Origin of the sequence: Flagellimonas rhodophyticola (genome assembly GCF_049332665.1) — a bacterium.
Lineage (GTDB): Bacteria > Bacteroidota > Bacteroidia > Flavobacteriales > Flavobacteriaceae > Flagellimonas.
This window is the reverse complement of record NZ_CP186326.1, coordinates 3,177,102-3,199,591: the sequence shown is the minus strand read 5'-3', so window position 1 is coordinate 3,199,591 and position 22,490 is coordinate 3,177,102. Positions and strand designations below refer to the sequence as shown.

25 protein-coding genes and 1 other RNA gene are annotated in these 22,490 nt (G+C 38.6%); 9 read left to right on the top strand and 17 right to left on the bottom strand.

The genetic code is table 11. The annotated features are described in order from the left end of the window. Window positions 1-4 precede the first annotated feature (4 nt). From ACOKFG_RS14345 to ACOKFG_RS14325, 5 genes are all read right to left on the bottom strand, one after another. Window positions 5-229: a DUF2795 domain-containing protein gene (locus ACOKFG_RS14345; protein ID WP_013551418.1), complete on the bottom strand. Its 225-nt coding sequence runs from the start codon at window positions 227-229 to the stop codon at window positions 5-7. A gap of 124 nt (window positions 230-353) precedes the next feature. Then, window positions 354-911, bottom strand: coding sequence for a cob(I)yrinic acid a,c-diamide adenosyltransferase (locus tag ACOKFG_RS14340; RefSeq protein ID WP_299485973.1), 558 nt, complete (start codon window positions 909-911; stop codon window positions 354-356). A 222-nt stretch (window positions 912-1,133) separates the two neighbouring features. Continuing rightward, the gene (locus ACOKFG_RS14335; RefSeq protein WP_422861497.1) at window positions 1,134-1,634 is read right to left on the bottom strand and encodes a hypothetical protein; all 501 of its coding nucleotides are present in this window, start codon (window positions 1,632-1,634) and stop codon (window positions 1,134-1,136) included. Window positions 1,635-1,668: 34 nt separating this feature from the next. Further along, window positions 1,669-3,543: an ABC-F family ATP-binding cassette domain-containing protein gene (locus ACOKFG_RS14330; RefSeq protein ID WP_299485969.1), complete on the bottom strand. Its 1,875-nt coding sequence runs from the start codon at window positions 3,541-3,543 to the stop codon at window positions 1,669-1,671. 22 nt (window positions 3,544-3,565) lie between these two features. After that, the gene (locus ACOKFG_RS14325) at window positions 3,566-4,735 is read right to left on the bottom strand and encodes a DUF4105 domain-containing protein (protein WP_298790750.1); all 1,170 of its coding nucleotides are present in this window, start codon (window positions 4,733-4,735) and stop codon (window positions 3,566-3,568) included. A 101-nt stretch (window positions 4,736-4,836) separates the two neighbouring features. On the opposite strand from ACOKFG_RS14325, the gene ACOKFG_RS14320 reads away from it, so the two are divergent. Continuing rightward, window positions 4,837-5,568, top strand: coding sequence for a CDP-alcohol phosphatidyltransferase family protein (locus ACOKFG_RS14320; RefSeq protein WP_298790748.1), 732 nt, complete (start codon window positions 4,837-4,839; stop codon window positions 5,566-5,568). On the opposite strand, the gene lptB is transcribed toward ACOKFG_RS14320, so the two are convergent. The 4 genes from lptB to ACOKFG_RS14300 are packed head-to-tail and all read right to left on the bottom strand — an operon-like array spanning window position 5,565 to window position 8,504. Continuing rightward, window positions 5,565-6,305 (bottom strand): LPS export ABC transporter ATP-binding protein, encoded by a 741-nt coding sequence (gene lptB / locus ACOKFG_RS14315; protein WP_298790746.1) that lies wholly within the window; start codon window positions 6,303-6,305, stop codon window positions 5,565-5,567. The two genes, ACOKFG_RS14320 and lptB, sit on opposite strands and share 4 nt — an antisense overlap. A gap of 57 nt (window positions 6,306-6,362) precedes the next feature. Continuing rightward, window positions 6,363-6,713, bottom strand: coding sequence for a carboxymuconolactone decarboxylase family protein (locus tag ACOKFG_RS14310; protein WP_298790744.1), 351 nt, complete (start codon window positions 6,711-6,713; stop codon window positions 6,363-6,365). After that, window positions 6,703-7,539: a twin-arginine translocase subunit TatC gene (gene tatC / locus ACOKFG_RS14305; RefSeq protein ID WP_298790741.1), complete on the bottom strand. Its 837-nt coding sequence runs from the start codon at window positions 7,537-7,539 to the stop codon at window positions 6,703-6,705. Before tatC ends, ACOKFG_RS14310 begins: the two co-directional genes overlap by 11 nt. Then, window positions 7,539-8,504, bottom strand: a complete 966-nt coding sequence (locus ACOKFG_RS14300; RefSeq protein ID WP_298790739.1) for a KpsF/GutQ family sugar-phosphate isomerase — start codon at window positions 8,502-8,504, stop codon at window positions 7,539-7,541. Before ACOKFG_RS14300 ends, tatC begins: the two co-directional genes overlap by 1 nt. A gap of 189 nt (window positions 8,505-8,693) precedes the next feature. Between ACOKFG_RS14300 and recQ the strand changes: the two genes are divergently transcribed. Beyond that, window positions 8,694-10,895: a DNA helicase RecQ gene (gene recQ / locus ACOKFG_RS14295; protein ID WP_298790737.1), complete on the top strand. Its 2,202-nt coding sequence runs from the start codon at window positions 8,694-8,696 to the stop codon at window positions 10,893-10,895. Here the strand turns inward: recQ and ACOKFG_RS14290 are convergent. From ACOKFG_RS14290 to ACOKFG_RS14275, 4 genes are read right to left on the bottom strand one after another with little or no spacing between them, the layout of a single operon-like run. Beyond that, entirely contained in the window at window positions 10,892-11,290 is a 399-nt protein-coding gene (locus ACOKFG_RS14290) for a DUF2752 domain-containing protein (protein WP_422861496.1), read from the bottom strand. The genes recQ and ACOKFG_RS14290 overlap by 4 nt on opposite strands. After that, window positions 11,274-11,561: a CD225/dispanin family protein gene (locus ACOKFG_RS14285; protein WP_298790735.1), complete on the bottom strand. Its 288-nt coding sequence runs from the start codon at window positions 11,559-11,561 to the stop codon at window positions 11,274-11,276. The genes ACOKFG_RS14290 and ACOKFG_RS14285 overlap by 17 nt, the downstream gene beginning before the upstream one ends. Window positions 11,562-11,578: 17 nt before the next feature. Further along, entirely contained in the window at window positions 11,579-11,911 is a 333-nt protein-coding gene (locus ACOKFG_RS14280; protein ID WP_422861495.1) for a CCC motif membrane protein, read from the bottom strand. Window positions 11,912-11,921: 10 nt separating this feature from the next. Continuing rightward, a complete protein-coding gene (locus ACOKFG_RS14275; protein ID WP_313819523.1) occupies window positions 11,922-12,185 on the bottom strand; it encodes a DUF2752 domain-containing protein in 264 nt (87 codons plus the stop codon). Window positions 12,186-12,312: 127 nt separating this feature from the next. Here ACOKFG_RS14275 and ACOKFG_RS14270 point away from each other — a divergent pair, with 127 nt between their 5' ends. Beyond that, window positions 12,313-12,855 (top strand): Smr/MutS family protein, encoded by a 543-nt coding sequence (locus tag ACOKFG_RS14270; RefSeq protein WP_298790731.1) that lies wholly within the window; start codon window positions 12,313-12,315, stop codon window positions 12,853-12,855. A gap of 6 nt (window positions 12,856-12,861) precedes the next feature. On the opposite strand, the gene ACOKFG_RS14265 is transcribed toward ACOKFG_RS14270, so the two are convergent. Beyond that, a complete protein-coding gene (locus ACOKFG_RS14265; RefSeq protein ID WP_298790730.1) occupies window positions 12,862-13,377 on the bottom strand; it encodes a hypothetical protein in 516 nt (171 codons plus the stop codon). Window positions 13,378-13,486: 109 nt separating this feature from the next. On the opposite strand from ACOKFG_RS14265, the gene ACOKFG_RS14260 reads away from it, so the two are divergent. Then, window positions 13,487-14,635: a cysteine desulfurase family protein gene (locus ACOKFG_RS14260; protein ID WP_298790727.1), complete on the top strand. Its 1,149-nt coding sequence runs from the start codon at window positions 13,487-13,489 to the stop codon at window positions 14,633-14,635. Here ACOKFG_RS14260 and ACOKFG_RS14255 read toward each other — a convergent pair. The 3 genes from ACOKFG_RS14255 to ACOKFG_RS14245 are packed head-to-tail and all read right to left on the bottom strand — an operon-like array spanning window position 14,632 to window position 19,459. Beyond that, complete coding sequence (locus tag ACOKFG_RS14255; protein WP_298790725.1) at window positions 14,632-15,285, bottom strand: hypothetical protein; 654 nt, start codon at window positions 15,283-15,285, stop codon at window positions 14,632-14,634. The two genes, ACOKFG_RS14260 and ACOKFG_RS14255, sit on opposite strands and share 4 nt — an antisense overlap. 9 nt (window positions 15,286-15,294) lie before the next feature. After that, window positions 15,295-17,814, bottom strand: a complete 2,520-nt coding sequence (locus ACOKFG_RS14250; RefSeq protein ID WP_422861494.1) for a carboxypeptidase-like regulatory domain-containing protein — start codon at window positions 17,812-17,814, stop codon at window positions 15,295-15,297. Next, window positions 17,768-19,459 carry a M23 family metallopeptidase gene (locus ACOKFG_RS14245; RefSeq protein ID WP_299485933.1) on the bottom strand — a complete coding sequence of 564 codons (1,692 nt, stop codon included), beginning with the start codon at window positions 19,457-19,459 and terminating at the stop codon, window positions 17,768-17,770. Before ACOKFG_RS14245 ends, ACOKFG_RS14250 begins: the two co-directional genes overlap by 47 nt. A gap of 153 nt (window positions 19,460-19,612) precedes the next feature. Here ACOKFG_RS14245 and ACOKFG_RS14240 point away from each other — a divergent pair, with 153 nt between their 5' ends. The 5 genes from ACOKFG_RS14240 (at window position 19,613) to ACOKFG_RS14220 (ending at window position 22,487) form a co-directional block, all read left to right on the top strand. Beyond that, window positions 19,613-19,903, top strand: a complete 291-nt coding sequence (locus ACOKFG_RS14240) for a hypothetical protein (RefSeq protein ID WP_298790719.1) — start codon at window positions 19,613-19,615, stop codon at window positions 19,901-19,903. Between the two features lie 13 nt (window positions 19,904-19,916). Further along, the gene (locus ACOKFG_RS14235) at window positions 19,917-20,210 is read left to right on the top strand and encodes a cell division protein ZapA (RefSeq protein WP_298790717.1); all 294 of its coding nucleotides are present in this window, start codon (window positions 19,917-19,919) and stop codon (window positions 20,208-20,210) included. 53 nt (window positions 20,211-20,263) lie between these two features. Then, a non-coding RNA gene (ssrS, locus tag ACOKFG_RS14230) (6S RNA) lies at window positions 20,264-20,373 on the top strand. A gap of 51 nt (window positions 20,374-20,424) precedes the next feature. Further along, window positions 20,425-21,996, top strand: coding sequence for a ribonuclease Y (rny, locus tag ACOKFG_RS14225; RefSeq protein ID WP_299174327.1), 1,572 nt, complete (start codon window positions 20,425-20,427; stop codon window positions 21,994-21,996). A gap of 71 nt (window positions 21,997-22,067) precedes the next feature. After that, window positions 22,068-22,487, top strand: coding sequence for a CBS domain-containing protein (locus ACOKFG_RS14220; protein WP_298790713.1), 420 nt, complete (start codon window positions 22,068-22,070; stop codon window positions 22,485-22,487). Window positions 22,488-22,490: the final 3 nt, after the last annotated feature.

Here is a 22,490-nt window from a genome sequence, read left to right as displayed (position 1 = left end):
ATATCTAATACTCGTCCTCATTCCAGAGGTAATCTTCCTCGGTGGGATAGTCGGGCCATATTTCCTCGATGGACTCGTAAATTTCGCCACCTTCCTCTTCCATGGATTGTAAATTTTCTACAACTTCCAAAGGAGCTCCAGTACGGATGGCATAATCTATTAATTCGTCTTTGGTGGCTGGCCAAGGCGCATCACTTAAATATGAAGCTAATTCTAATGTCCAGTACATAGTAACGGTTTGATTTTAAATTTTTTGCAAAAATAATTTTTAAACCCAATTTGTCAAGCAAAATCGGAATTATTTGAAAAATATTTTCTGCATGTTACTCTGTAACGCAGAAAAAAGCAATTTATTAGTCTAATTTTTCAGGAATCCATTTCACTTCTTGGGCCCGCAAATCCTTTGACAACTTTCGTGCCAATACAAAAAGGTAGTCGGAAAGTCTATTTATATAGGAAAGTAGATTGTTTGGCAGGGGCTCATTTTCGTTGAGGTATGATGCCATGCGTTCTGCTCTGCGACAAACAGTTCGGGCAATATGACAGTATGACACTGTGGTGTGTCCACCTGGAAGAATAAAATGGGTCATTTCGGGGAGTTCTTCATTCATTTGGTCCATTTCGTTCTCCAACAAAGTAATGTCATCATCAGAAATTCTGGGAATCTTTAATCGATTTTCTTTTTTTGGTTCAGTAGCTAAAATAGCACCCACGGTGAACAATTTGTTTTGGATAAGAGCCAATGTCTCTTTTGAGTGCTCATCTATCTCTTGGTCTCGTATTAAACCTAAAAAAGAGTTGAGCTCATCAATAGTACCATAGCTTTCTATACGGATGTGGTGTTTGGCGACTCTCTTTCCCGTAAATAATGCCGTGGTCCCTTTATCCCCTGTTTTGGTGTAGATTTTCATACTTCTCTAGGAATCAACTTGTGAATTGGCAATTGCAGATACGCACTGATCATTGGTTATTTTCATGTTTTCTTTTGCCATCCATAAATTTTCGGGACTTTCGTTCCCGTCTGCCTCGCTTGTTCTTGAAAAGTACTGCCAAGTAAATAATGGCCAAAATCCCGAGAAGATAATAGATTACATTGCCTTGCATACACGAATTCTTTGTCTAAAATTACCTTTTTAAATCCGGATGGTAAAATGTTCTTTTTCTTGTTCTTTACGTAAAAAAAGTACTCCACAGTGATACATATCAAGGCTAACCGTTATGTTGGGAATACGAATCAAGCGTTTCCATATGTTCTCTTTTTCTTGGTTGGAATGGATGCCATCCACAAGTAACATACTGTTGTTATGCAGCGTTTTGATTGAAAGAACATGACGGACGGCATTTTGATCTAAGTCATTTATGAATAATAGATCCGTTGTCTGCTCATTGAATTTCAATTTGGGATAACTGTTTAAGATGGTGCTTTTCAATTTAGGATTGTCATAAATCTGGAGGTGCCTAAAATCAAAATAATCGATGCTTTTTAGGAGTACGTTGATGGTTTTTTGTGCATGTAATCTTTTCTTGGTGTAAAGGCATTTGGTGACAAAAGAAAACACAAACGGGGAGTGCACCCCATGTTGATTGGTAGATTTTAAAAGAAAATTGAAATATGATTTTAATTTGAAGAACATGAAATACTCCTAAAGTCTTGACGCGGACATTTTGTTAACCTTCCAATATAGCCGATAATTCAAACCAACGTTCCGTCTTTTCTTCCAAGGTGTTGGAAATCTCTTTGAGTTCAATGGATAATTGGTTGATTTCTTCCCCGGATAGATCGGCATCGGTGAATTTGTTTTGGAGCGCTTCTTTCTGCTGCTCTAATTTTTGTATTTCCTTCTCAAGCTTGTTATGTTCCTTTTGTTCTGCATAGGACAACTTTCTAGAATCGTCTTTTTCTTTCCAATTGCTTTTTACAACTTTTTCCGAGTTGCTTTTGGCTTCACGTTCGGCAATTACCCTGCTATCCTCATATGCACGATAATCGGAATAATTTCCCGGAAAGTTGTCAACTACTCCATTTCCTTTAAAAACAAATAGGTGATCCACAATTTTGTCCATAAAATAACGATCGTGGGACACTACTATTAAGCATCCAGGAAAATCAAGTAAAAAACTTTCCAAAACATTTAAAGTGACAATATCGAGATCGTTTGTTGGCTCATCCAATATCAGAAAATTGGGATTCTGGATAAGAACCGTGCACAAATACAGTCGTTTTCGCTCTCCTCCGCTTAGTTTTTCTACAAAATCGTACTGCTTTTTTCGGTCAAATAGAAATCGTTCCAACAGTTGTTGGGCAGATATTTGCTTTCCCTTTTTCAATGGAATGTAATCGCCATATTCCCGAATGACCTCAATAACCTTTTGCCCTTCTTTAACCGGGATTCCTTTTTGGGTATAATATCCAAACTTTAAAGTGTCCCCTATAACTACTTTACCGCCATCTATAGATTCTTTTTGTGTGATGATATTAAGAAAGGTAGACTTTCCAGTGCCGTTTTGCCCTATAATACCTGCACGCTCACCTTTGGTGAAGTTGTAATCGAATTTTTCTAAAATTATTTTATCCCCATAAGATTTTGAAACGTTGTGAAGTTCTAAAATTTTACTCCCCAAACGTTCCATGTTCAATTCGAGTTGAATCTGATGATCAGACCTTCTTTGATGCGCCTTTTTCTTGATTTCATTGAAATCATCGATTCGAGACTTGGATTTGGTTGTTCTGGCCTTGGGTTGTCTTCGCATCCAATCCAATTCCTTTTTAAAAAGAAGTTTGGATTTATGTTGTTCCACTTCCTCACGCTCCATTCTGGCGTCCTTTTCCCTTAGATAATATGAATAGTTGCCCTTGTAGCTATATAATTGGTTATTGTCGAGTTCAATAATCTCATTACAAACCCTTTCTAGAAAATAACGATCGTGGGTGACCATGAAAAGTGTAATGTTTTCTTTGGCAAAGTAGGCTTCGAGCCATTCTATCATTTCAAGGTCCAAATGGTTGGTCGGCTCATCCAAAATGAGCAAGTCGGGTTTGTTCAATAAGGCATTGGCCAATGCCAACCGTTTTTTTTGTCCGCCAGAAAGCTTGCCCACTTTCAAATCCAATTGATCCAGATGTAGTTTGAACAGGATTTGTTTGTACTGTGTTTCAAAATCCCAGGCATTGTGGCGTTCCATAGCTTCAAATGCCTTTTGGTATTGCTCCGATTCATCTGGATTTAGAACCGCTTTTTCGTAATCGGAGATAACTTTTAAAATGGCATTTTCTGAACTGAAAATAGTCTCCTCCACCGTCAAATTTGGGTTCAAGTTGGGTTCTTGTTCCAAAAAGGCAATTTGAATGCCTTTGCGACTGGTTATTTGACCTGTTTCAGAGGTGTCTTTACCCGAAATAATGTTAAGAATAGAGGTTTTTCCACTACCGTTTTTAGCAACAAGAGCTATCTTTTGGTCCTTATTGATTCCAAAAGAGATATTGGAAAAAAGTACCAGCTCTCCGTACGATTTTGAGATGTTTTCAACGGTCAACAGATTCATAGGGACAAGTTACTACCCAGGTCTAGACCTTGGCAAATTTTAGTAAAAAAACATATCTAAGGGCCAACGTAAGCAATAGGAGTATCAAAAGTGGGGAAAAGCTTTGAATATTGAAAATCCATACTATCAATGTCAACAAGAGCAGGCCGATAGCTATCCAAAGGTATTTAGTGAACCAATCGGGCAACTTACTTTGGAATATATAAATGAAGGCGATTGCAAAATTGAACGGAAAAGCCCACAAGAGGTTAAAATTGTTGGGTGTTGAGGTGTGATCGGCCCCAAACCAAATCAGTGCTAGTACAACCCCAATAAAACCAGTGATAAAAAAGAGGGAAAAATCCAACCACCTGCTTCGCGAGCCATGTTTATAATCCAGATAGGTAATTGTGGCAGTGAACAAAAACAGTAGTGTGAACCAAAATAGTGGGGAAAGAGGAAAAAAACTGTTCACATCAAACTCTTCATAATCCAATATTGTCCGTTCCCTTTGTACCAAAGGTTTCCCATTTTTGGTAGTATGGTTCAATTGTCGCATGGCATAATACGGCAGAAATGTATGCTCTTTTACTGTTGCCTTTCTATCAACCACTGACCCAAAGGCGACATCAATCCCAAAAGATGACCAAGAATTGGTTTTCAAGTTTTGGCGTACCAATTCCCTGAAAGTATATTGTTTGTCCAAGTACGAACCGTCAAAAACAATCTCATCACCAAACTGCTGTTTTAATATATCTCCGGCGATGCTAGAGCAATTATTAAGCAATGGGTCGTATAGATAATCCCTATTTTGAGGCAAATAGTTATGCTCTAAAAAAGCAAATAACTTGTTTTTCTCCTCCAAGTTTAAATTCAGGATTTGTTCTTTTACCCACCTTCTTTCCATTTCGTAGGCAAAAAGAAATCTGTCGAACCTGCTTCTTGACAATGAATAAATCAGCCTACCCTTAACAAAATTCAAGATGAAATTGGGCCTGTTGAAGTCATAAGTGCCATAATTATAAACAACGTCAATGCCCAACGTGGAGTCTTGAACACGAAAGGAGCTGTGGCCGAAGGCAGTAAGTAAATTATCACCCCTGGCACAGGTAAGGAAACTTATTTGGGATTTTTCGCTAAGCTGTGGAGTTTGCGATATAGCTTGTTGAGCAAACGCAAGGAGCAGAACGCAAAAGAAAACCCTATACCTCATTTTTGATTTTATCTGGGCAAATATCAGAATAAATCGCACATGATGAAGGATGAAAATAAAACACTTTGTTTTTTCGCTTATTTTTACCAAAACCTGAACGCATGAAGCGACATATTCCGAATTTTATTACCCTTTTAAATCTTTTTAGTGGATGCATTGCAGTCGTATTTGCTGTATTGAACAAATTGGAACTGGCCGCACTTTTTGTGTGTATCGGAATATTTTTTGATTTTTTGGATGGATTTGCTGCGCGCTTACTGAAGGTGAAAAGCGAAATAGGTGTTCAGCTTGATTCTTTGGCTGATATGGTTACTAGCGGACTGGTACCGGGGATTGTAATGTTTCAATTATTGAATATGTCGGAATCTGGAGGTTGGAATTTAGGTTTTTTCGGTCATGAAACCGATATGACCGCGCTTCCGTTTTTTGGATTTGTGATTACTCTGGCTTCGGCATATCGTTTGGCCAAATTTAATGTGGACGAAAACCAAGTTTCATCCTTTAAAGGACTTCCAACACCAGCAAACGCTCTTTTGATTTTATCCTTGCCTCTGATTTTATTGTTTCATCAAAATGACGCTTTGAACTCTCTAATTTTGAACGAGTGGTTTTTAATCGGAATGACAATTTTGAGTGCGTATCTGCTTAATTCCAAAATTGAACTTTTTGCTTTGAAATTTGATAACTGGAGTTTTAAAGACAATGCGGTTCGCTATCTTTTTTTAATTGGCAGTGTAGTTCTTTTGAGTACCCTCCAATTTTTGGCCTTGCCACTTATTGTGTTGCTGTATATCGTAAGTTCACTGCTTACTTCTGACACTAAAAAGGACTAGAAGTCCAATTTCTTTTTTCGGAGTTCAAAGTTTTGACCCAAGTATACTTTTCGAACCATTTCATCTTGTGCTAATTCTTCAGGAACGCCAGCTTTAAGAATTCCTCCTTCGAACATTAGGTAAGAACGTTCGGTGATGGCCAGAGTTTCTTGAACATTGTGGTCGGTAATCAGTATACCGATGTTCTTGTTTTTGAGTTGAGCGACAATACGCTGAATATCTTCCACTGCTACGGGGTCCACTCCGGCAAAAGGTTCATCTAACAAAATGAATTTAGGGTCAGTGGCCAAGGCACGTGCAATTTCAGTTCTACGGCGTTCTCCACCTGATAATAGATCTCCCCTGTTTTTTCGAATATGTCCGAGACCAAACTCATCAATCAAGGATTCCATTTTCATGTGCTGTTCTTTTTTGCTCAAGTTGGTGAGCTGTAACACACTTAAAATGTTCTTCTCAATACTGAGTTTTCTGAAAACGGAAGCTTCCTGGGCCAAATATCCAATTCCATTTTGAGCTCTTTTGTACATGGGAAATGTTGTAATCTCCATGTCATTCAGAAAAATCTGGCCACCATTAGGTTTGATTAAGCCCACAATCATGTAAAAAGAAGTGGTTTTACCTGCACCATTGGGTCCTAGCAATCCAACAATTTCTCCTTGGTTTACCTCGAGGGAAATGCCCTTTACAACCTTTCGGCCCCTATAGGCCTTCATTATATTTTCAGCTCTAAGCTTCATATGAATTCGCCAAAACTACGGATATTCTCAATTTGGGTCATTGACTTTGGGATTTTTTTATGCCTCATTTTCTTCCAAAGCTTCCCAGTACTCAAAAGCTCTGCGCAGGTGAGGAATTACAATTGTTCCTCCTATCAGGGTGGCAATACTTAAAGTCTCCATGACTTGTTCTTTGGTTGCTCCTTGTTCCTTTGAGCTTTCCAAGTGATATTTTACACAGTCATCACATCGCATTACTGCTGATGCTACCAGACCTAGTAATTCTTTGGTCTTGACATCAAGAGCACCTTCCATAAAGGCATTGGTGTCGAGATTAAAAATACGCTTGATGAGCTTGTTATTTTCGGCCAATAATTTGTCGTTCATTTTGGCACGATAGGTATTGAACTCTTCTACTTTATTTGGCATTTTTCTTCTCTTTTTTGGCTTCTCTTTTCACTACAATTTTAGAAATGTAAATACTGGCTTGGTACAATATCAATACAGGGATTGCCACTAGAATTTGACTCGTCACATCAGGTGGGGTAATAACCGCACACAAAATCAAAACGATTACCAATGCTATTTTTCTGTACTTCTTTAAAATTTCAGGTGTTACCAAACCTACTTTGGTCAAGAAGTAAATGATAATAGGTAATTCAAACATGATTCCACAAGCAATCACTGAAGTTCTAACGTTAGCTATAAACGAACCGATGTCAATTTCATTGAGGACTTCCTTACTCACTTGATAAGTGCCCAAAAAATTAATGGACAATGGGGCAACTACATAATAACCAAAAAGCACTCCCAAAAAGAAAAGTGATGAGGCAGCAACAATAAAACCTCTTGAGTGTTTTCGTTCTTTTTCATGTAGACCAGGGCTAATAAATTTCCATAATTCCCATAAAACATAAGGAAATGCGACAATGAATCCGGCCCAAATGGATGTCCAAATATGGGCAGAGAATTGCCCGGCCATGGTTCTATTTTGTAAGGTAAAAGGTAGGGAATCGGCACAAAATTCAGAATCGACGCCAAAGAAAGTAGCTATTTTACAAAAGAAACGATAGGTCGGAAAATCCATCCTTTTGGGGCCAAAAAGGATTGTATCAAAAATGAAGTCCTTCATCACAAAAGCCGCGCAGGCGACTATGACTATCGCAATTATTGATCTAATCAGATGCCATCGAAGCTCTTCCAAATGGTCCAAAAAGGACATTTCGTTAGGGTTGTTGTCAATCGTTTTTGCCATTATAAAATACCCTCGTTTATAAGGTTATGAATATGGACAACTCCTGCATATGAATCGTTATCGAAAGCCAAAAGCTGGGTTATGCCATTGTCCTGCAATATTTTAAGTGCTTTTACAGCCAAAGTATCAGTAGTTACAGATTTTGGGTTTTCGGTCATGATATCCTTAGCAGTTAGATCGCCAATGTTATCATATTTGCTCAACATTCTTCGAATGTCACCATCTGTTACTATTCCTACTACTTTGTTATTTTCTATGACTGCGGTTACACCGAGCATTTTTTCTGAAATTTCAACAATAACATCCTTTACTCCAGAATCTATTGCCACCTGGGGTTTTTGATTGTTGACTACGATATCTTCAACTCTCAGGTATAATTTTTTACCCAACGAACCACCTGGGTGGTATTTTGCAAAGTCAGCACTGCTGAATCCCCTGAGTTCCAAAAGGCAAATAGCCAAGGCATCTCCCATAGCCATTTGAGCGGAAGTACTTGTTGTCGGAGCCAAATTATTTGGACAGGCCTCTTTTTCAACATAAGTACTTAAAACATAATCAGCTTGTTTTGCCAATATGGAATCCATACTTCCTGTCATTCCGATTAGCTTGTTCTTCCCAATTTTTATTAAAGGCAAGAGTGCTTTGATTTCAGGGGTATTTCCACTCTTTGAAATGCAGACCACCACATCATCTTCTTGCACAGTACCAAGATCACCATGAATTGCATCCGCAGCATGCATAAAAACAGCGGGAGTTCCTGTGGAATTCAATGTTGCCACAATTTTTGAGGCTATTATTGCACTTTTTCCAACTCCAGATACCACAACTCGACCTTTGGATGCTAAAATGTACTGAACAGCCTCGGCAAACTGGTCATCGAGCTGGTCAATTAGATTTTCAATGGCCTTGCTTTCAGTTTCCAAGGTCCTTTTTGCAATGGATAGAATAGATTGGGTATTGCTCAACGTAATTAATGGATTATCTAAGTTGTATTCCTAAAAGAATGTCTTATATTTAAGTTTACAAAACTAAACAAACTATCTCTTACAAACCATTTATGGAAGTTAGAAAGCATTTTCCATAAAATGGATATTCAAATTTAAAAATTTCGCAACCTTCTACTTGGGTTGCCAGGTTAAAATGAAAAAACGGAAATGGGTTTGACGAACACCGATTTGCACTCCTCACTTAAAAAATACTTTGGTTTTTCTCAGTTTAAGGGGCTTCAAGAAAAAGTAATTCATAATGTACTTGCCGACAACGATACGTTTGTTATAATGCCCACTGGAGGTGGGAAATCTTTATGTTACCAGTTGCCAGCAATCATGAAAGAAGGTACAGCAATTGTGGTATCACCTTTGATTGCGCTCATGAAGAATCAAGTAGACGCCATACGCGGAGTTTCGGAACATCATGGTGTAGCACACGTATTGAATTCATCACTCACTAAAACTGAAGTCAAGCAAGTAAAAGAAGATATTACAAACGGTGTTACAAAATTACTGTACGTGGCCCCGGAATCTTTGACCAAAGAAGAAAATGTTGATTTTCTAAAAGGAGTGACACTTTCCTTTGTCGCGGTAGATGAAGCGCATTGTATTTCGGAATGGGGGCACGATTTTAGACCAGAATACCGAAACCTTAAAAGCATTATCAATAGATTGGGAGACAATATTCCAATTATCGGACTTACCGCGACGGCCACTCCAAAAGTACAAGAAGATATTATCAAAAACCTGGGAATGTCAGGGGCAAAGGTCTTTAAGGCATCATTTAACAGGCCTAATCTTTTTTATGAAGTACGGCCCAAAACCCAAAATGTTGATGCCGATATTATCCGATTTATCAAACAAAATTTGGGTAAATCGGGCATCATATATTGCCTTAGCCGTAAACGTGTAGAAGAGCTCGCTCAGGTGCTACAGGTAAATGGAATAAGTGCGGTTCCGTACCATGCCGGATTTGATGCAAAGACGCGTTCCAAATACCAGGACATGTTTTTAATGGAAGAGGTCGATGTTGTTGTGGCTACAATCGCTTTTGGAATGGGGATAGATAAGCCGGATGTCCGATTCGTAATTCATCATGATATTCCTAAAAGTATAGAAAGCTACTATCAAGAAACAGGTCGAGCCGGAAGAGATGGGGGAGAAGGGCATTGTTTGGCCTTTTATTCCTATAAAGATGTTGAAAAGCTGGAGAAGTTTATGTCGGGCAAGCCTGTGGCCGAACTAGAAATAGGAAATGCATTGCTTCAAGAAATTGTTGCCTATGCCGAAACTTCAATATCCAGAAGGAAATTCATTCTACATTATTTCGGAGAGGAGTTTGATGCCGAGAATGGAGAAGGAGCCGACATGGATGATAATACCAAGAACCCCAAACAAAAGGAAGAGGCTCAAGAACAAGTTGTAAAACTTTTGAGTGTGGTTCGAGATACCAAAGAAAAATTTAAGACCAAAGAGATTGTAAAAGTATTGGTAGGGCAGGTGAATGCTATGATTTCATCTCATAAAACCAATGAAAAAGAATTCTTCGGTATTGGATCAGAAAAAGATGAGGCCTACTGGATGGCTTTAACTCGTCAGGTTTTGGTAGCAGGATTACTTAAAAAAGAGATTGAACAATATGGAATATTGCATGTAACGGAAGTTGGAAAAGCGTTTTTGGAAAACCCAGTTTCGTTTTTAATGACCAAAGATCATGTATATAGCAAAGAGAATGATGATGCCATTGTCACCGCTGCTAAATCACGCGGAGGAGGTGCTGATGATAATTTGTTGAAGTTGTTGCGTGACCTTCGCAAGCGGGAAGCCCAAAAGATGGAGGTTCCACCCTTTGTTGTTTTTCAGGACCCTTCTTTGGATGATATGGCGTTAAAATACCCTATCACAATTGAGGAACTTCTAAATATACATGGTGTTGGAGAAGGGAAGGCCAAAAAGTATGGAAAACCGTTTGTAGACCTAATCGCCAAATATGTAGAAGAAAATGATGTGGTACGACCAGATGACCTAGTGGTTAAAAGTACTGGTGCCAACTCTGGATTAAAACTTTACGTTATCCAGAATATAGATAGGAAATTGCCTTTAGATGATATTGCCTCTGCAAAAGGATTGGAGCTTTCAGCTTTGATCAAAGAAATGGAACAAATCGTATTCAGTGGTACAAAACTCAACATAGCCTATTGGATAGATGAAATTCTTGATGAAGATCAACAAGAGGAAATTCATGATTACTTTTTAGAAGCAGAAACGGACTCTATAGACGAAGCTATTGATGAATTTGATGGAGATTATGAGGACGAAGAACTCCGGCTCTATCGGCTAAAATTTATTAGCGAAGTAGCCAATTAAGGTGCCAAATACTCAAAAGGATAAAACCTAAGATTCCTTAGTAGCATGAATAACAGCACTATTATCAAAATCACCATAGGGGTATACCTATAGCTTAAAAGACTACGTCCTTTGACGATTCCAGATTTTACAGTTAGATGTTGTAGAATGACAAAAACAGAAGGGAACAGCAATACATTATGGCTAAACGCCTCTAAAAATCGAAGATGCAATAAATCATGAATGGCCCTTTGAGTTCCGCAACCGGAGCAATAAATACCTGCATAATTGTAAAACGGACACTTAGGGAAAAGTAATCCATTTTCTGGATTGAATGAAAAATAAAGGAGTATTGCCAAAAATGACAATACCCCCAATATTATTACCAAGTACTTTTTCTTAGTAGTTGCCTCCATTGGCCATGGCGCCCAAAAATGCAAATCCAAAAATTGCTATGTATACAATCCACACAACTAGGGCTATTCCAGCTCCAATAAGTGCCCACATTTTAGCATTCTTAGATGCTATTTGTGCTTCTTCATATTCTCCACGAGCATATGCCTCGTTTACCTTAGATGCGTAAATGATACTAGCTATTCCTGTTGCTAAACAACAAAAAACAGTACTTAATATAGCCAAAACCAAGTGATTATTTGGTTTTGGTGGCATGTTCGAATTGTTTTCCATTTAGAAAATTTTGATGGTTAATTATATTGCTCCATGGCTTCTGTATAAGCCGCTTTAAATTCCTCGATAAATTCAGAAAATCCACCAGCGTTAAAAATGATGTATATCCATCTGATTACCATCAACAAGCTCAAGATCAACGCAATCAACGAAATGATTTTCCCTGTCTTGATTTGTCCATAATTATCATACTCATCTGGATTTTCCTTGTATATTTTTTCAGATTTTCTGGCAAGAAAAAAGCCTACACCAGAAGAAATGGCTCCAAAAATCCCTGTGCAGCAGCAAAGAAATCCAAAAATTCCCAGTACAATACTGAGTACGCCATTTGGTAATTTTTTTTGTTCCATGTTAGTTGAATTATTGTAAGAGTTTATAAAAATAGTTTATCAAAATGGTTGAAGCACTCAAAATACCAAGAACTATTATGGTAATATTTCCAAATTTAAACTTTCCAAAATTGTTAACGAGTATAAATAGGAATAACAGTACCAAGGGGTAAATTGCAGGGTACATTTTAAATGCTCCCAAAAAATCCCCTTCAAAAAGTAGGAGTACCGAGCGTTGCAATCCGCAACCGGGACAATCCATTCCAAACAATCTTTTACTAAAACATGGGAGCATCAGCTCTTTTGCGTCAAGTAAAAAAGGAATAAATTGCGGGTTCATGGCAGTGGTTATCGACGAGAAAAATACTACTATTTTTGCGATTCATATAAAACTTTCTTAAAAAAATAAAAAGGATTCCCAAGTGCAAATATTTAAGATTGGTGATAGGGTAGAAGTGTTGGATGAGGCTATTTCAGGCTCTATTGATGCTATTGATGGAAATCAGATTACCATAATGACCGAGGAGGGATTTCCATTAAAATATACTTCTGAAGAATTGGTTTTGACGGGTCAACGAATCCAAGTAACCAATTTTGAGGTCTCAAAAATAAAATCTGAAAAGGAGCTGCCGAAAAAAAAGATAGCTGTTGGAAAAAAGCCAAAACAAAGAAACGCACCCAAATTAGAAGTTGACCTTCATATAAACCAACTCGTGAAGTCGGCTAAGGGACTTAGTAATTTTGATATTCTTAATCTTCAATTGGAAACAGCCAAAAGACAACTGGATTTTGCGATAAAGAAGCGAATTCAGAAAGTAGTTTTTATCCATGGGGTAGGTGAAGGAGTGCTCAAGACTGAACTGCTCTATCTCTTTAATAGATATGAAAATCTAAAATGGTATGATGCGGATTATCAAAAATATGGACTAGGTGCTACCGAAGTCTATATCTTTCAGAGAAATTGATTTCCGTTAAGGTACCACTGTTGTTACCTCACCAAATTCATCTATGGTCAAATTCGTAATGCGTTCACCGTTTTCTGCCACGAATGAAACCCCACTCAACACTATGGTGTGCACAAAGTTGGTGCCATCTGAATCTGCCACCGTAACAATAGTTACAACGCCATCCTGAGCTTCTATTTCCTGTGCCACGGTAGGAGTCGCCGGTGGTACATCATCACAGAAATAACTACTTGTAACGTTTTCTGAAAAATTACGATAGATGAGCGTGGATTGCCCCGGGATTGTGCTTTCCGTGGTTATGGTTTCGCCAACTACACCATTATTCAGTGCGCCACTTTGTAAATCCAGGATTAGCGATTCCGTTGTATTAATTTTGAACAATATGTTGTTTGAATCAGTGACAGGGTCCGAGCAAAACTGTAGTGTTGCTTCATTAAAGTCAATGGTCTCTACTTGAAGGTCTCCATCACTGCAAGATAGTGCGGCACAAACCAGTAGAAAGGGGATGAAAAATTTTCTCATTTGCCAAATTTAAAGGAATTCCATTTTAATACAGTAAACCAAACAATACTTTAAAAGAAATTAACTTTATTTGGCCTATTTTTGGACGTTGAAAAATGATAGCTAAGTCATGCAAAAAGTGTATTTGGACAATGCGGCAACTACCCAGGTGAGGGAAGAGGTAATTGCCAAAATGCAAGAAGCGCTTGCCCTTTATTACGGAAACCCTTCATCCACCCATAGCTTTGGCAGGTCTGCAAAGACTGCCGTTGAGCAGGCTAGGAAAACAATTGCCAAAATCTTAAATGCCCATCCGTCAGAGATTATTTTTACCTCCGGAGGAACAGAAGCAGACAATATGATTTTGCGTTGTGCAGTTCGTGACCTTGGGGTGAAAACCATAATAACATCCAAAATAGAACATCACGCTGTACTTCATACGGCTGAGGAATTGGAGAAAGAATACAAAATCTCTTTGCGATTTGTGGATTTGGATGACAATGGGAATCCAATAATGGAGCATCTTCAGGAATTATTAAAGGCTGATGATTCAAAAAAACTTGTGAGTCTGATGCATGTGAACAATGAGATTGGAAACATTGTTGATATCCAAGCAATTGGAGAACTATGCAAAGAAAACGGTGCACTTTTCCATTCTGATACGGTACAGTCAGTAGGGCATTATCCTTGGGATGTACAAAATACGGCTATAGACTTTTTTACAGCAGCGGCCCATAAATTTCATGGTCCAAAGGGTATTGGTTTTGCCTTTATCAGAAAGAATTCCGGATTGAAACCCATGATTTTTGGAGGCTCGCAAGAACGAGGTTATAGAGCTGGGACCGAACCTTTTCATAACATTGTTGGATTAGAAGAGGCTTTCATTAAATCATATGAACATTTAGACGAAGAAATAGAATTTGTAAAAGGTTTAAAGCGCCACTTTATAGAAAAAATAGTAAAAGAAATACCAGAAGTACGTTTTAATGGCTTTTCCGGAGATATGGATAAAAGTACATACACCTTGGTCAATGTTCGCTTGCCATTTGACAAGCAAAAGGCGTTGATGCTACTTTTCCATTTAGATATGAAAGGAATCGCATGCTCCAAAGGCAGTGCCTGTCAGTCAGGAAGCAATATGGGGTCGCATGTTCTCAATGGTATTTTAGACGGTGAAGAGTTAGAAAAACCTTCATTAAGATTTTCCTTTTCCATGTATAATACAAAAGAAGAAATAGATTACACGATAGGTGTGCTCAAAGAATTTGCGGAGAGCTAATTTTTGTTCTTACGCTGTTTTTTTTCTTTGTCGTATGGAAATTTACGGGAAGCCAATTTCATCATCTTGTCAATCATTTCAGTGGTGTTTTTCCCGGTTTTTTTGGTGATACTTTTTTCGTATTTCCAGAGGAGCTTACCAGAATCTCCATCACTGACCTTTACTCCAATTCTACCGTAGTTGGCATCTCCACTAAAATAGTCCAAAAGACTAAAATTTGTGGGCACACCCTTAGATAATAAAATATTTAGGTTCAAGTTACCACTGATTATACCATCTACTTTAAGGATTTTGCAAAGCTGTTTTATGGTATAAATGTCCAAGTTGTCGTAACTAACTCCATTTTGGGCAAGAATTGCATTTGTGTCTTCAATATTTTGAAATTCAACATTGAACTTTTTTCTTTTCTTTCGTTTCGAAAAATAGGTCTCAAGAGCATTTTGAACGGCATAACCTTCTTTTTGGGCTAAGTTCTTTAGTTCATTTTGATCTACATTTTTCTTAAGGTCCAAATTGGTGATAAAAGGGACTATGGCCAGCAGTTCATGATGGGCGCTAAGCTCATCGAACCTTCGGTTTTCATAGATATTTTTTTGGGCATTTCCGATAGTGAACATCAAAAACGCTACAATAAACAAGTGTGTTCTCATCAATTTCATTTAAAAACGCATTCCAAATCTTACATTGAGCACTCGGCTGGTCAGAAAATTGGGAACTGCAAACTGCGTCTGCGTATCTACATCGCGCACCCATGTATTTGTGATGGAATTTTGATTGTTGAACATATTAAAAATCTCAAAACCAAAACTGAATTCCTTAAAACTATGTAACCAGTGACCTTCGGGATGCTTGTTTTTGCTGTCGGCAAAAATATAGGAAATTCCCATATCTGCCCTTCTATAATCTCTTAATCTATTCTGAAAATCGTAAGGATTCGCATTATTTGGTGAACCCCCGGGAACACCGGTGTTATAAACCAAGTTAAGATGGAGCTTTAAATTGGGGATGGTCGGCACATAATCTTGAAATAGCACTGCTAGTTTAAAACGTTGATCCGTGGGCCTTGAAATATACCCTTGGTCAGCAATGTTTTCCTCTGTTTTTAAGTAGCCAAGACTCACCCAAGACTCAGCGCCAGGAACAAATGTACCTGTTAATCTAAAATCCATTCCATAAGCATAGGCTATTGCATTATTTTGGGCGGCGTAGCGAATACGAACATCTTCCACGGTGTAGGTGTTTACATTGTCCAAATCTTTGTAGTAAGCTTCACCAGTCAAAATAAAAGGACGATTCCATAAATTGAAGCTGAATTCACTACCCATTACATAATGAATGGATTTTTGAGCCTCGACACTTGGATTTATCATACCTGTTATAGCTCTTAATTCTCTATACAAAGGTGGTTGTTGGTAACTACCAACCGCAAACCGAAATAAAAGATCCTCTTGCCAATTAGGTTTAATGGAAAACTGGGCGCGGGGGCTGAACAAAGTTTGAACGTTAGAGTCGAAACCCGCTCCGCTTAAAACCCAATGCTGTGCACGGATACCAAGGTTTACATAAATATCGTTGTAGCCCCACTGCGAGTGTTGACTGTACTGGGCAAAACCAGAAAATCGATTGGTTTTGGCAAAATTTGTTGCTTGCACTCCTTCGAAAGCAATAAGATCTCCGGTAAAAGGCTCTTCTGGCTGGTTGTTGATTACGGGTGGACTTGAAGGCCGAATAAAAAAACCTGCAGAATCTATAAACTCCGACTCCCTCAATTGATCTCGAAAATCTTCATGGGTAAATTTTACACCCCATTCTAAAGATTTTCCATTTTTCTTGAGCTTGCCCCGATGGGCTAGATTAAAGATTAAAGCATCCAATTGATTTCTTGCCCGATTGAATTGCGAACCCACCCCACGCGATGAGGTGACTCCACCAAGATTGTCACCACCTAAATTCGTGTCGACTTCTGCCAATTCGTAGGAAGCGATAACATCTGAAAATTCTTCTTCTTGGGTATGATAAATTGAAGCGGTGGTATTAAGTTTTAGGTGATCATTTACCAAAAAGTCGGCTTTGAGGCCGCCCATGGCATTGACATACTTGCTATTCTCCTCACCTTCATAAAAAACCAAAAGCGCCCTAGGACTGTTTATGGTTCCAAAATTGGTCTGGCGGGTCAACGGTTGGTTTTCGTAATCGTTAATAGCATAGTTTCCTAAAAAACTCAAATGGAATTTTTTGGAAAATCTGTAGGTCAAATAGCTTTGCGCATCCACAAACTTTGGGTTGAAGTTGCTCTGGGTCTGCTGGCTATTTACCAAAAAACTATTGTTCCGGTAACGTACGCCTGAAATGCTACTGAACTTCTTGTTTTTTGAAATGGTTTCGAGGGTCGTGCCTGCTCCTAAAAGACTTCCTTCCATTCGAATACCAAAATCCACTGGGGTTTTGTAAGTGATGTCAAGTACAGAAGAGAGCTTGTCCCCATATTTGGCCTGAAATCCTCCGGATGAAAAACCTACTTGTGAAATCATATGGCTGTTCAGAAAACTTAGCCCTTCCTGCTGTGCGGAACGCACCAAGAACGGTCGATATACCTCAATGCCGTTTACATAGACCAGATTTTCATCAAAATTACCACCGCGAACATTGTATTGTGTGCTGAGTTCGTTATTGAATGATACACCAGGGAGGAGTTTAAGTATGTTTTCAACCCCGGCATTAGCTCCAGGAATATTTCGTATAATTTCAGGTTCTACCGTAGTTATGCCTTCTAAAACTTTGTCACCCGTCGGTGTTACTTCAACCCCGGCCACCTGAATTACATCCGTTTTCATCACCGGATTGAATTCAAACGTTTCGTTTGTGTTCAAGATTAAGTCTTGAAGAACAACATTTTCATGTCCCAAATGTGAAAAAGTGATGCTGTTTTTGGCGTCCGCAATAAGTTCAAGAAGGTAGTATCCGTTGGAGTCTGTAACGGTTCCCGTGTTTCCTGATACAATATTTACCGACGGAATAGGATTGTTGTTTTCATCCAGAACGGTACCCAACATGGTCGCGGTTTGACCTTGGGCAAGAAAAACCCATAAAATCGCTAGTGGAACAAGAAGGCGTTTTACATGGATCACATTGTCATTTTCTGAAAAAAGTACTCTTAAAGGTACTGGAATTACCCACATTATCAGTAACGACCACTTTTAGATCGCATTGCGTTTCATTTAATATTTTGTCGTCAAAATTATAAATGATCGTCTTAGTCTTTGGCTCATACTCCATCAAAATCCATTCCCCATTCAAAGTGGCATTGTAGGTGCTGATACCACTTAAGTCATCGGAAATCTCCAAACTTAGGTAGCTATAATTGCTAAGCCATTGTTTTTCTTTAAAATTTTTAGCCTTGACTGTTGGTGATACCGTGTCCTTTGCTAAAGTGTACATGCCAAAGGAACGCGTTCGGGTAGTGAACGATCCATCCCTTTTAAAGGTTCTTGAATGAATGGGCATCTTTTTATCATTCAAACGGGCAATGAATAGTTGTTTCCGTTCTTCAAACGAATATTTGGAAACATCAAAACTTATGGTAAAATTTCGATGGGCAGCTACACTTTTATCATGGATGGAAATAGTATCAGCCCCTTTTTTTAGGTCAATGTAGAAATCCTCATAAAAAGTGTTGGCCGGAAAATAAACCTTGGCAGCACCCAAGTCAAAGTTGTTGGGTTTATCTGCAATCACAAAATCTTTGGTAGAATTATCTTTCTTTTTTATTTTGACCTCCTCTCTAACCCCTTCAACTGGAATAACAAGTTTTGTCAAATTCCCTTTAATATCGGAAATATGAATTTCCACGTTATAGGATAATCCTTCCTTTACTGTAATTTTTCCATTGTTGTGCAGGGTTTTATAAATTCCCAGTCTATTGTAGGGTTCCTTGAAGCATTTTTGGATGCGTTGCCTAAATTTTCCAAAATGGGCATAATCAATTAGCGTATTAATGTATCGTGACTCACCAAAAGAAAAAGTTTCAAAATCATATTCCGAATAAATCTTTCCATTGACAATTTGTTTAACGGCATAGACTCCATTTTTATTCGCTGCCATATCTTGCCTATCAAAACCATTGAAACCAAAACCTATAACACCGATAGCTTTGATTTTGTCTGCTAGGAAGGTGCCGTCTGGTTGTTTCGTATAGTTCAATTGAATCTTTTTAGCGCTTTGATTGATTGCTGCATCACTAGAGAGCGGATAAGCAAATAATCCAACCAATGACGGATCGGTGGCGTCTCTAACCTCATAGCCATATAGCAATGGATTTGTAGGCTTTTCAGTAACACTATTTCGAATTTCAAAATGAAGATGTGGGCCAGAGGAACCACCGGTATTTCCGGAATAGGCAATTATGCTACCTTTCGCAACCTTCAATTCGCCAAAATCAGGGAATGTCTCTACCTCATATGATTGTTTTTTATACTGTAACTTTTTAATATAGTCTTCAATTTCTGGACCGAATTTGCGTAAATGCGCGTATACTGAAGTATATCCGTTGGGATGCGCGATATAAAGTGCTTTGCCATATCCCCAATGAGATACTTTTATTCTAGACACCGTACCATCGGCAATAGCGATTATCGGAAGGCCTTGCCTTCCTTGGGTTTTGATGTCAATACCGGCATGAAAATGATTGGATCGAAGTTCTCCGAAAGTTCCGGCTAAAACCAATGGAATTTCCATAGGGGAACGAAAAGTTTCTTGAGGGTATTTTTCTTGGGCGGTTAAGAATAGAGAAACGAAAGAAAGAACTCCAAAAAAATATGGGCGCATACTGTGGTTTATAATTACTTACGAAAGTAACCAATGTTTTGATTAGTCAAAAGCAATAAAAGTGCCAGAAATTACCTCAAGAATAAATCTTAAAAGTATTGCGAGGTATGGCAAGGTTGGTTAACTTTGTGTTATACGCATTGATGTTTGCATATGGGCGAACTGGTTGAAATTGTAGATTCTTTAGAAAATAAAGTAAGCAAATTGTTGCACAAGTTAGAATTGTTGCACAAGGCTAATGCTAAGTTGAAAGAAGAAGTAAACCTTGCAAAAGAGGAGAACCAATTGCAACAGAACGTCGCATCAGAATGGGAAGAAAAATACAATTCCCTTAAAATGGCAAACTCGATGCTGGGTGGTAATACGAATAAAACAGAAGCTAAACTCAAGATAAATACGTTGATTCGCGAACTTGACGTTTGCATCGCAAAACTTGCAGATTAGCTTGTAACTAAATATGGAGGAAAAGCTCAAAATAAAGCTTTCCATTGCGGATAGGGTATATCCATTAACAATAGACCCTAAACAAGAGGAAGGATTAAGAAAAGCAGCCAAAAATATTGATAATTTGGCCAAAAAATTTGAGCAGAATTACGCAGTAAGGGACAAGCAAGATGTACTTGCAATGTGTGCCTTGCAGTTTGCCTCCAAAATCGAACAAGGAGGAATTGATAAGTCTGAAAACACCACGGCGGCACTGGAGCGGCTCAAGGCATTGAATGATTTAGTACATTCCAAACTGGGAGAATAAGTTCTTTTAAATAAAATATTGTTACTGCCCACATTGGTAATAAATTTTGACAAACTCAACACTATTATATTTGAAAAGGGTGAGTTTAAGTTGTAAAAGCAGGCCCTACCTGTATAGGGATCCTTGAGCAGCTTGTTAGCCCTAAACCTGTAATTTGGAGTTTGTACAAAACTTCGCCCAATGTGGGCTTTTTTTATAACCAAACACAATCAACATGGATAACACTATCATAATTGTTGTAGCTGCAGTCGTAGGATTGGTAATAGGATTTGCTATTGCTAAAATGTTAGAGAAGGGAAAGGCCACAAAAACCATTTCCAATGCTAAAAGAGAAGCTACTGATATCATAAAAGAGGCGAAGAAGGAAGGGGAAAGCATAAAAAAAGATAAAATATTCCAAGCCAAGGAGAAGTTTTTGGAGCTCAAGGCCGAGCACGAAAAAGTCATTATCAACAAGGATAAAAAAATATCGGAAGCTGAGAAACGAACAAGAGATAAAGAATCACAGATCAGCAACGAACTTTCTAAAGGAAAAAAACTGAATGAACAGTTAGAGGGAAGAATCAAGGAAGTATCATATAAGAGTGAAATTCTTGAGAAAAAACAGTCAGAGTTAGAGAAATTACATAAGAGTCAAGTGCAACAGCTTGAGGTGATTTCAGGGCTCTCTGCGGAAGACGCAAAGAGTCAACTGTTGGAATCGCTAAAAGAAACTGCCAAAACGGACGCCATGGCTTATCTTCAAAGTACTTTGGAAGAAGCCAAGCTTACCGCACAACAAGAAGCCCGAAAAATTATTATCAACACCATTCAACGTATTGGTACGGAGGAAGCAGTGGAAAACTGCGTTTCGGTATTCAATTTGGAATCTGATGATGTAAAAGGACGAATTATAGGTCGGGAAGGACGAAATATCAGGGCCCTGGAATCGGCTACAGGAGTTGAGATTATCGTGGATGATACACCGGAGGCGATTATCCTTTCTTGTTTTGATTCTGTCAGAAGAGAGGTTGCCCGACTGTCATTACATCGATTGGTAACGGATGGAAGAATTCATCCAGCTCGTATTGAAGAAATCGTTAAGAAGACTGAAAAGCAAATCAATGAAGAAATTGCTGAAATCGGAAAAAGAACGGTAATCGATCTAGGGATTCATGGACTTCACCCAGAATTGATTAAAGCTGTGGGTCGAATGAAATATCGTTCCTCTTACGGGCAAAACTTACTGCAGCATTCCAGAGAAGTTGCCAAACTTTGTGGGGTTATGGCAGCAGAACTAGGTTTGAACCCAAAATTGGCAAAACGTGCAGGTCTCTTGCACGATATTGGAAAAGTTCCGATGACCGAAGTCGAAGTGGAGACACCTCATGCCATCTTAGGAATGCAATGGGCTCAAAAATACGGTGAGAAAAAAGAGGTGTGCAATGCTATTGGTGCCCACCACGATGAAGTAGAAATGACCACCTTGATTTCGCCAATTGTACAGGTGTGCGATGCCATTAGTGGTGCGCGACCAGGTGCTCGCCGACAGGTGTTGGATTCTTACATCCAAAGACTGAAAGATTTGGAAGATATCGCTTTTGGTTTCAATGGTGTGCAAAAAGCATATGCCATTCAGGCGGGAAGGGAATTGCGTGTGATTGTTGAAAGTGAAAAAGTAAGCGATGACAAAGCGGCTGAACTTTCATTTGAGATTTCACAGAAAATCCAAACTGATATGACTTATCCAGGTCAGGTAAGGGTAACGGTGATAAGGGAGACCCGTTCCGTCAATGTGGCAAAGTAACGCTGATAATTATCATATTTTTCTAAGAGGAACTAAGGTAATTTCATGGGTAGATATTAAAACCTATCCAAATGAAAAAGAACATACCTGTTTCCAAAATAATGACCAAGGATTTGGTCACTTTGACCGTCAACGATGATCTTACGACGGCTGAAAAGTACTTTAAGCAATATGGAATAAGACATATCCCCATCGTCTCCGGAAATAGCATTTTGGGGATGCTTAGTTTAACGGATTTGTTAAGAATCAGCTTTGCTGACGCAGTAGACGAAACCGAGGACAGCGTAGATACTATGGTGTATAATATGTTCACCATATCTCAAGTCATGGCCAGAGATGTCATAAGCGTTTCACCAACAACCACAATCAGGGAAGTAGCTCAATTTCTTGCTCAAAAAGAATTTCATGCGCTACCAATTGCAGAAGATGGTAAATTGGTGGGGATAGTAACAACAACAGATTTAATCAATTATTTGTTGGAACAATATTGATTG

What these genes read in the sequence shown, in the direction of transcription:
- ACOKFG_RS14345 (WP_013551418.1), bottom strand. Translation starts at nt 229, where the DNA reads ATGTACTGGACATTAGAATTAGCTTCATATTTAAGTGATGCGCCTTGG.
- ACOKFG_RS14340 (WP_299485973.1), bottom strand. Translation starts at nt 911, where the DNA reads ATGAAAATCTACACCAAAACAGGGGATAAAGGGACCACGGCATTATTT.
- ACOKFG_RS14335 (WP_422861497.1), bottom strand. Translation starts at nt 1,634, where the DNA reads ATGTTCTTCAAATTAAAATCATATTTCAATTTTCTTTTAAAATCTACC.
- ACOKFG_RS14330 (WP_299485969.1), bottom strand. Translation starts at nt 3,543, where the DNA reads ATGAATCTGTTGACCGTTGAAAACATCTCAAAATCGTACGGAGAGCTG.
- ACOKFG_RS14325 (WP_298790750.1), bottom strand. Translation starts at nt 4,735, where the DNA reads ATGAGGTATAGGGTTTTCTTTTGCGTTCTGCTCCTTGCGTTTGCTCAA.
- ACOKFG_RS14320 (WP_298790748.1), top strand. Translation starts at nt 4,837, where the DNA reads ATGAAGCGACATATTCCGAATTTTATTACCCTTTTAAATCTTTTTAGT.
- lptB (WP_298790746.1), bottom strand. Translation starts at nt 6,305, where the DNA reads ATGAAGCTTAGAGCTGAAAATATAATGAAGGCCTATAGGGGCCGAAAG.
- ACOKFG_RS14310 (WP_298790744.1), bottom strand. Translation starts at nt 6,713, where the DNA reads ATGCCAAATAAAGTAGAAGAGTTCAATACCTATCGTGCCAAAATGAAC.
- tatC (WP_298790741.1), bottom strand. Translation starts at nt 7,539, where the DNA reads ATGGCAAAAACGATTGACAACAACCCTAACGAAATGTCCTTTTTGGAC.
- recQ (WP_298790737.1), top strand. Translation starts at nt 8,694, where the DNA reads ATGGGTTTGACGAACACCGATTTGCACTCCTCACTTAAAAAATACTTT.
- ACOKFG_RS14290 (WP_422861496.1), bottom strand. Translation starts at nt 11,290, where the DNA reads ATGGAGGCAACTACTAAGAAAAAGTACTTGGTAATAATATTGGGGGTA.
- ACOKFG_RS14285 (WP_298790735.1), bottom strand. Translation starts at nt 11,561, where the DNA reads ATGGAAAACAATTCGAACATGCCACCAAAACCAAATAATCACTTGGTT.
- ACOKFG_RS14280 (WP_422861495.1), bottom strand. Translation starts at nt 11,911, where the DNA reads ATGGAACAAAAAAAATTACCAAATGGCGTACTCAGTATTGTACTGGGA.
- ACOKFG_RS14275 (WP_313819523.1), bottom strand. Translation starts at nt 12,185, where the DNA reads ATGCTCCCATGTTTTAGTAAAAGATTGTTTGGAATGGATTGTCCCGGT.
- ACOKFG_RS14265 (WP_298790730.1), bottom strand. Translation starts at nt 13,377, where the DNA reads ATGAGAAAATTTTTCATCCCCTTTCTACTGGTTTGTGCCGCACTATCT.
- ACOKFG_RS14260 (WP_298790727.1), top strand. Translation starts at nt 13,487, where the DNA reads ATGCAAAAAGTGTATTTGGACAATGCGGCAACTACCCAGGTGAGGGAA.
- ACOKFG_RS14255 (WP_298790725.1), bottom strand. Translation starts at nt 15,285, where the DNA reads ATGAGAACACACTTGTTTATTGTAGCGTTTTTGATGTTCACTATCGGA.
- ACOKFG_RS14250 (WP_422861494.1), bottom strand. Translation starts at nt 17,814, where the DNA reads ATGTGGGTAATTCCAGTACCTTTAAGAGTACTTTTTTCAGAAAATGAC.
- ACOKFG_RS14245 (WP_299485933.1), bottom strand. Translation starts at nt 19,459, where the DNA reads ATGCGCCCATATTTTTTTGGAGTTCTTTCTTTCGTTTCTCTATTCTTA.
- ACOKFG_RS14240 (WP_298790719.1), top strand. Translation starts at nt 19,613, where the DNA reads ATGGGCGAACTGGTTGAAATTGTAGATTCTTTAGAAAATAAAGTAAGC.
- ACOKFG_RS14235 (WP_298790717.1), top strand. Translation starts at nt 19,917, where the DNA reads ATGGAGGAAAAGCTCAAAATAAAGCTTTCCATTGCGGATAGGGTATAT.
- rny (WP_299174327.1), top strand. Translation starts at nt 20,425, where the DNA reads ATGGATAACACTATCATAATTGTTGTAGCTGCAGTCGTAGGATTGGTA.
- ACOKFG_RS14220 (WP_298790713.1), top strand. Translation starts at nt 22,068, where the DNA reads ATGAAAAAGAACATACCTGTTTCCAAAATAATGACCAAGGATTTGGTC.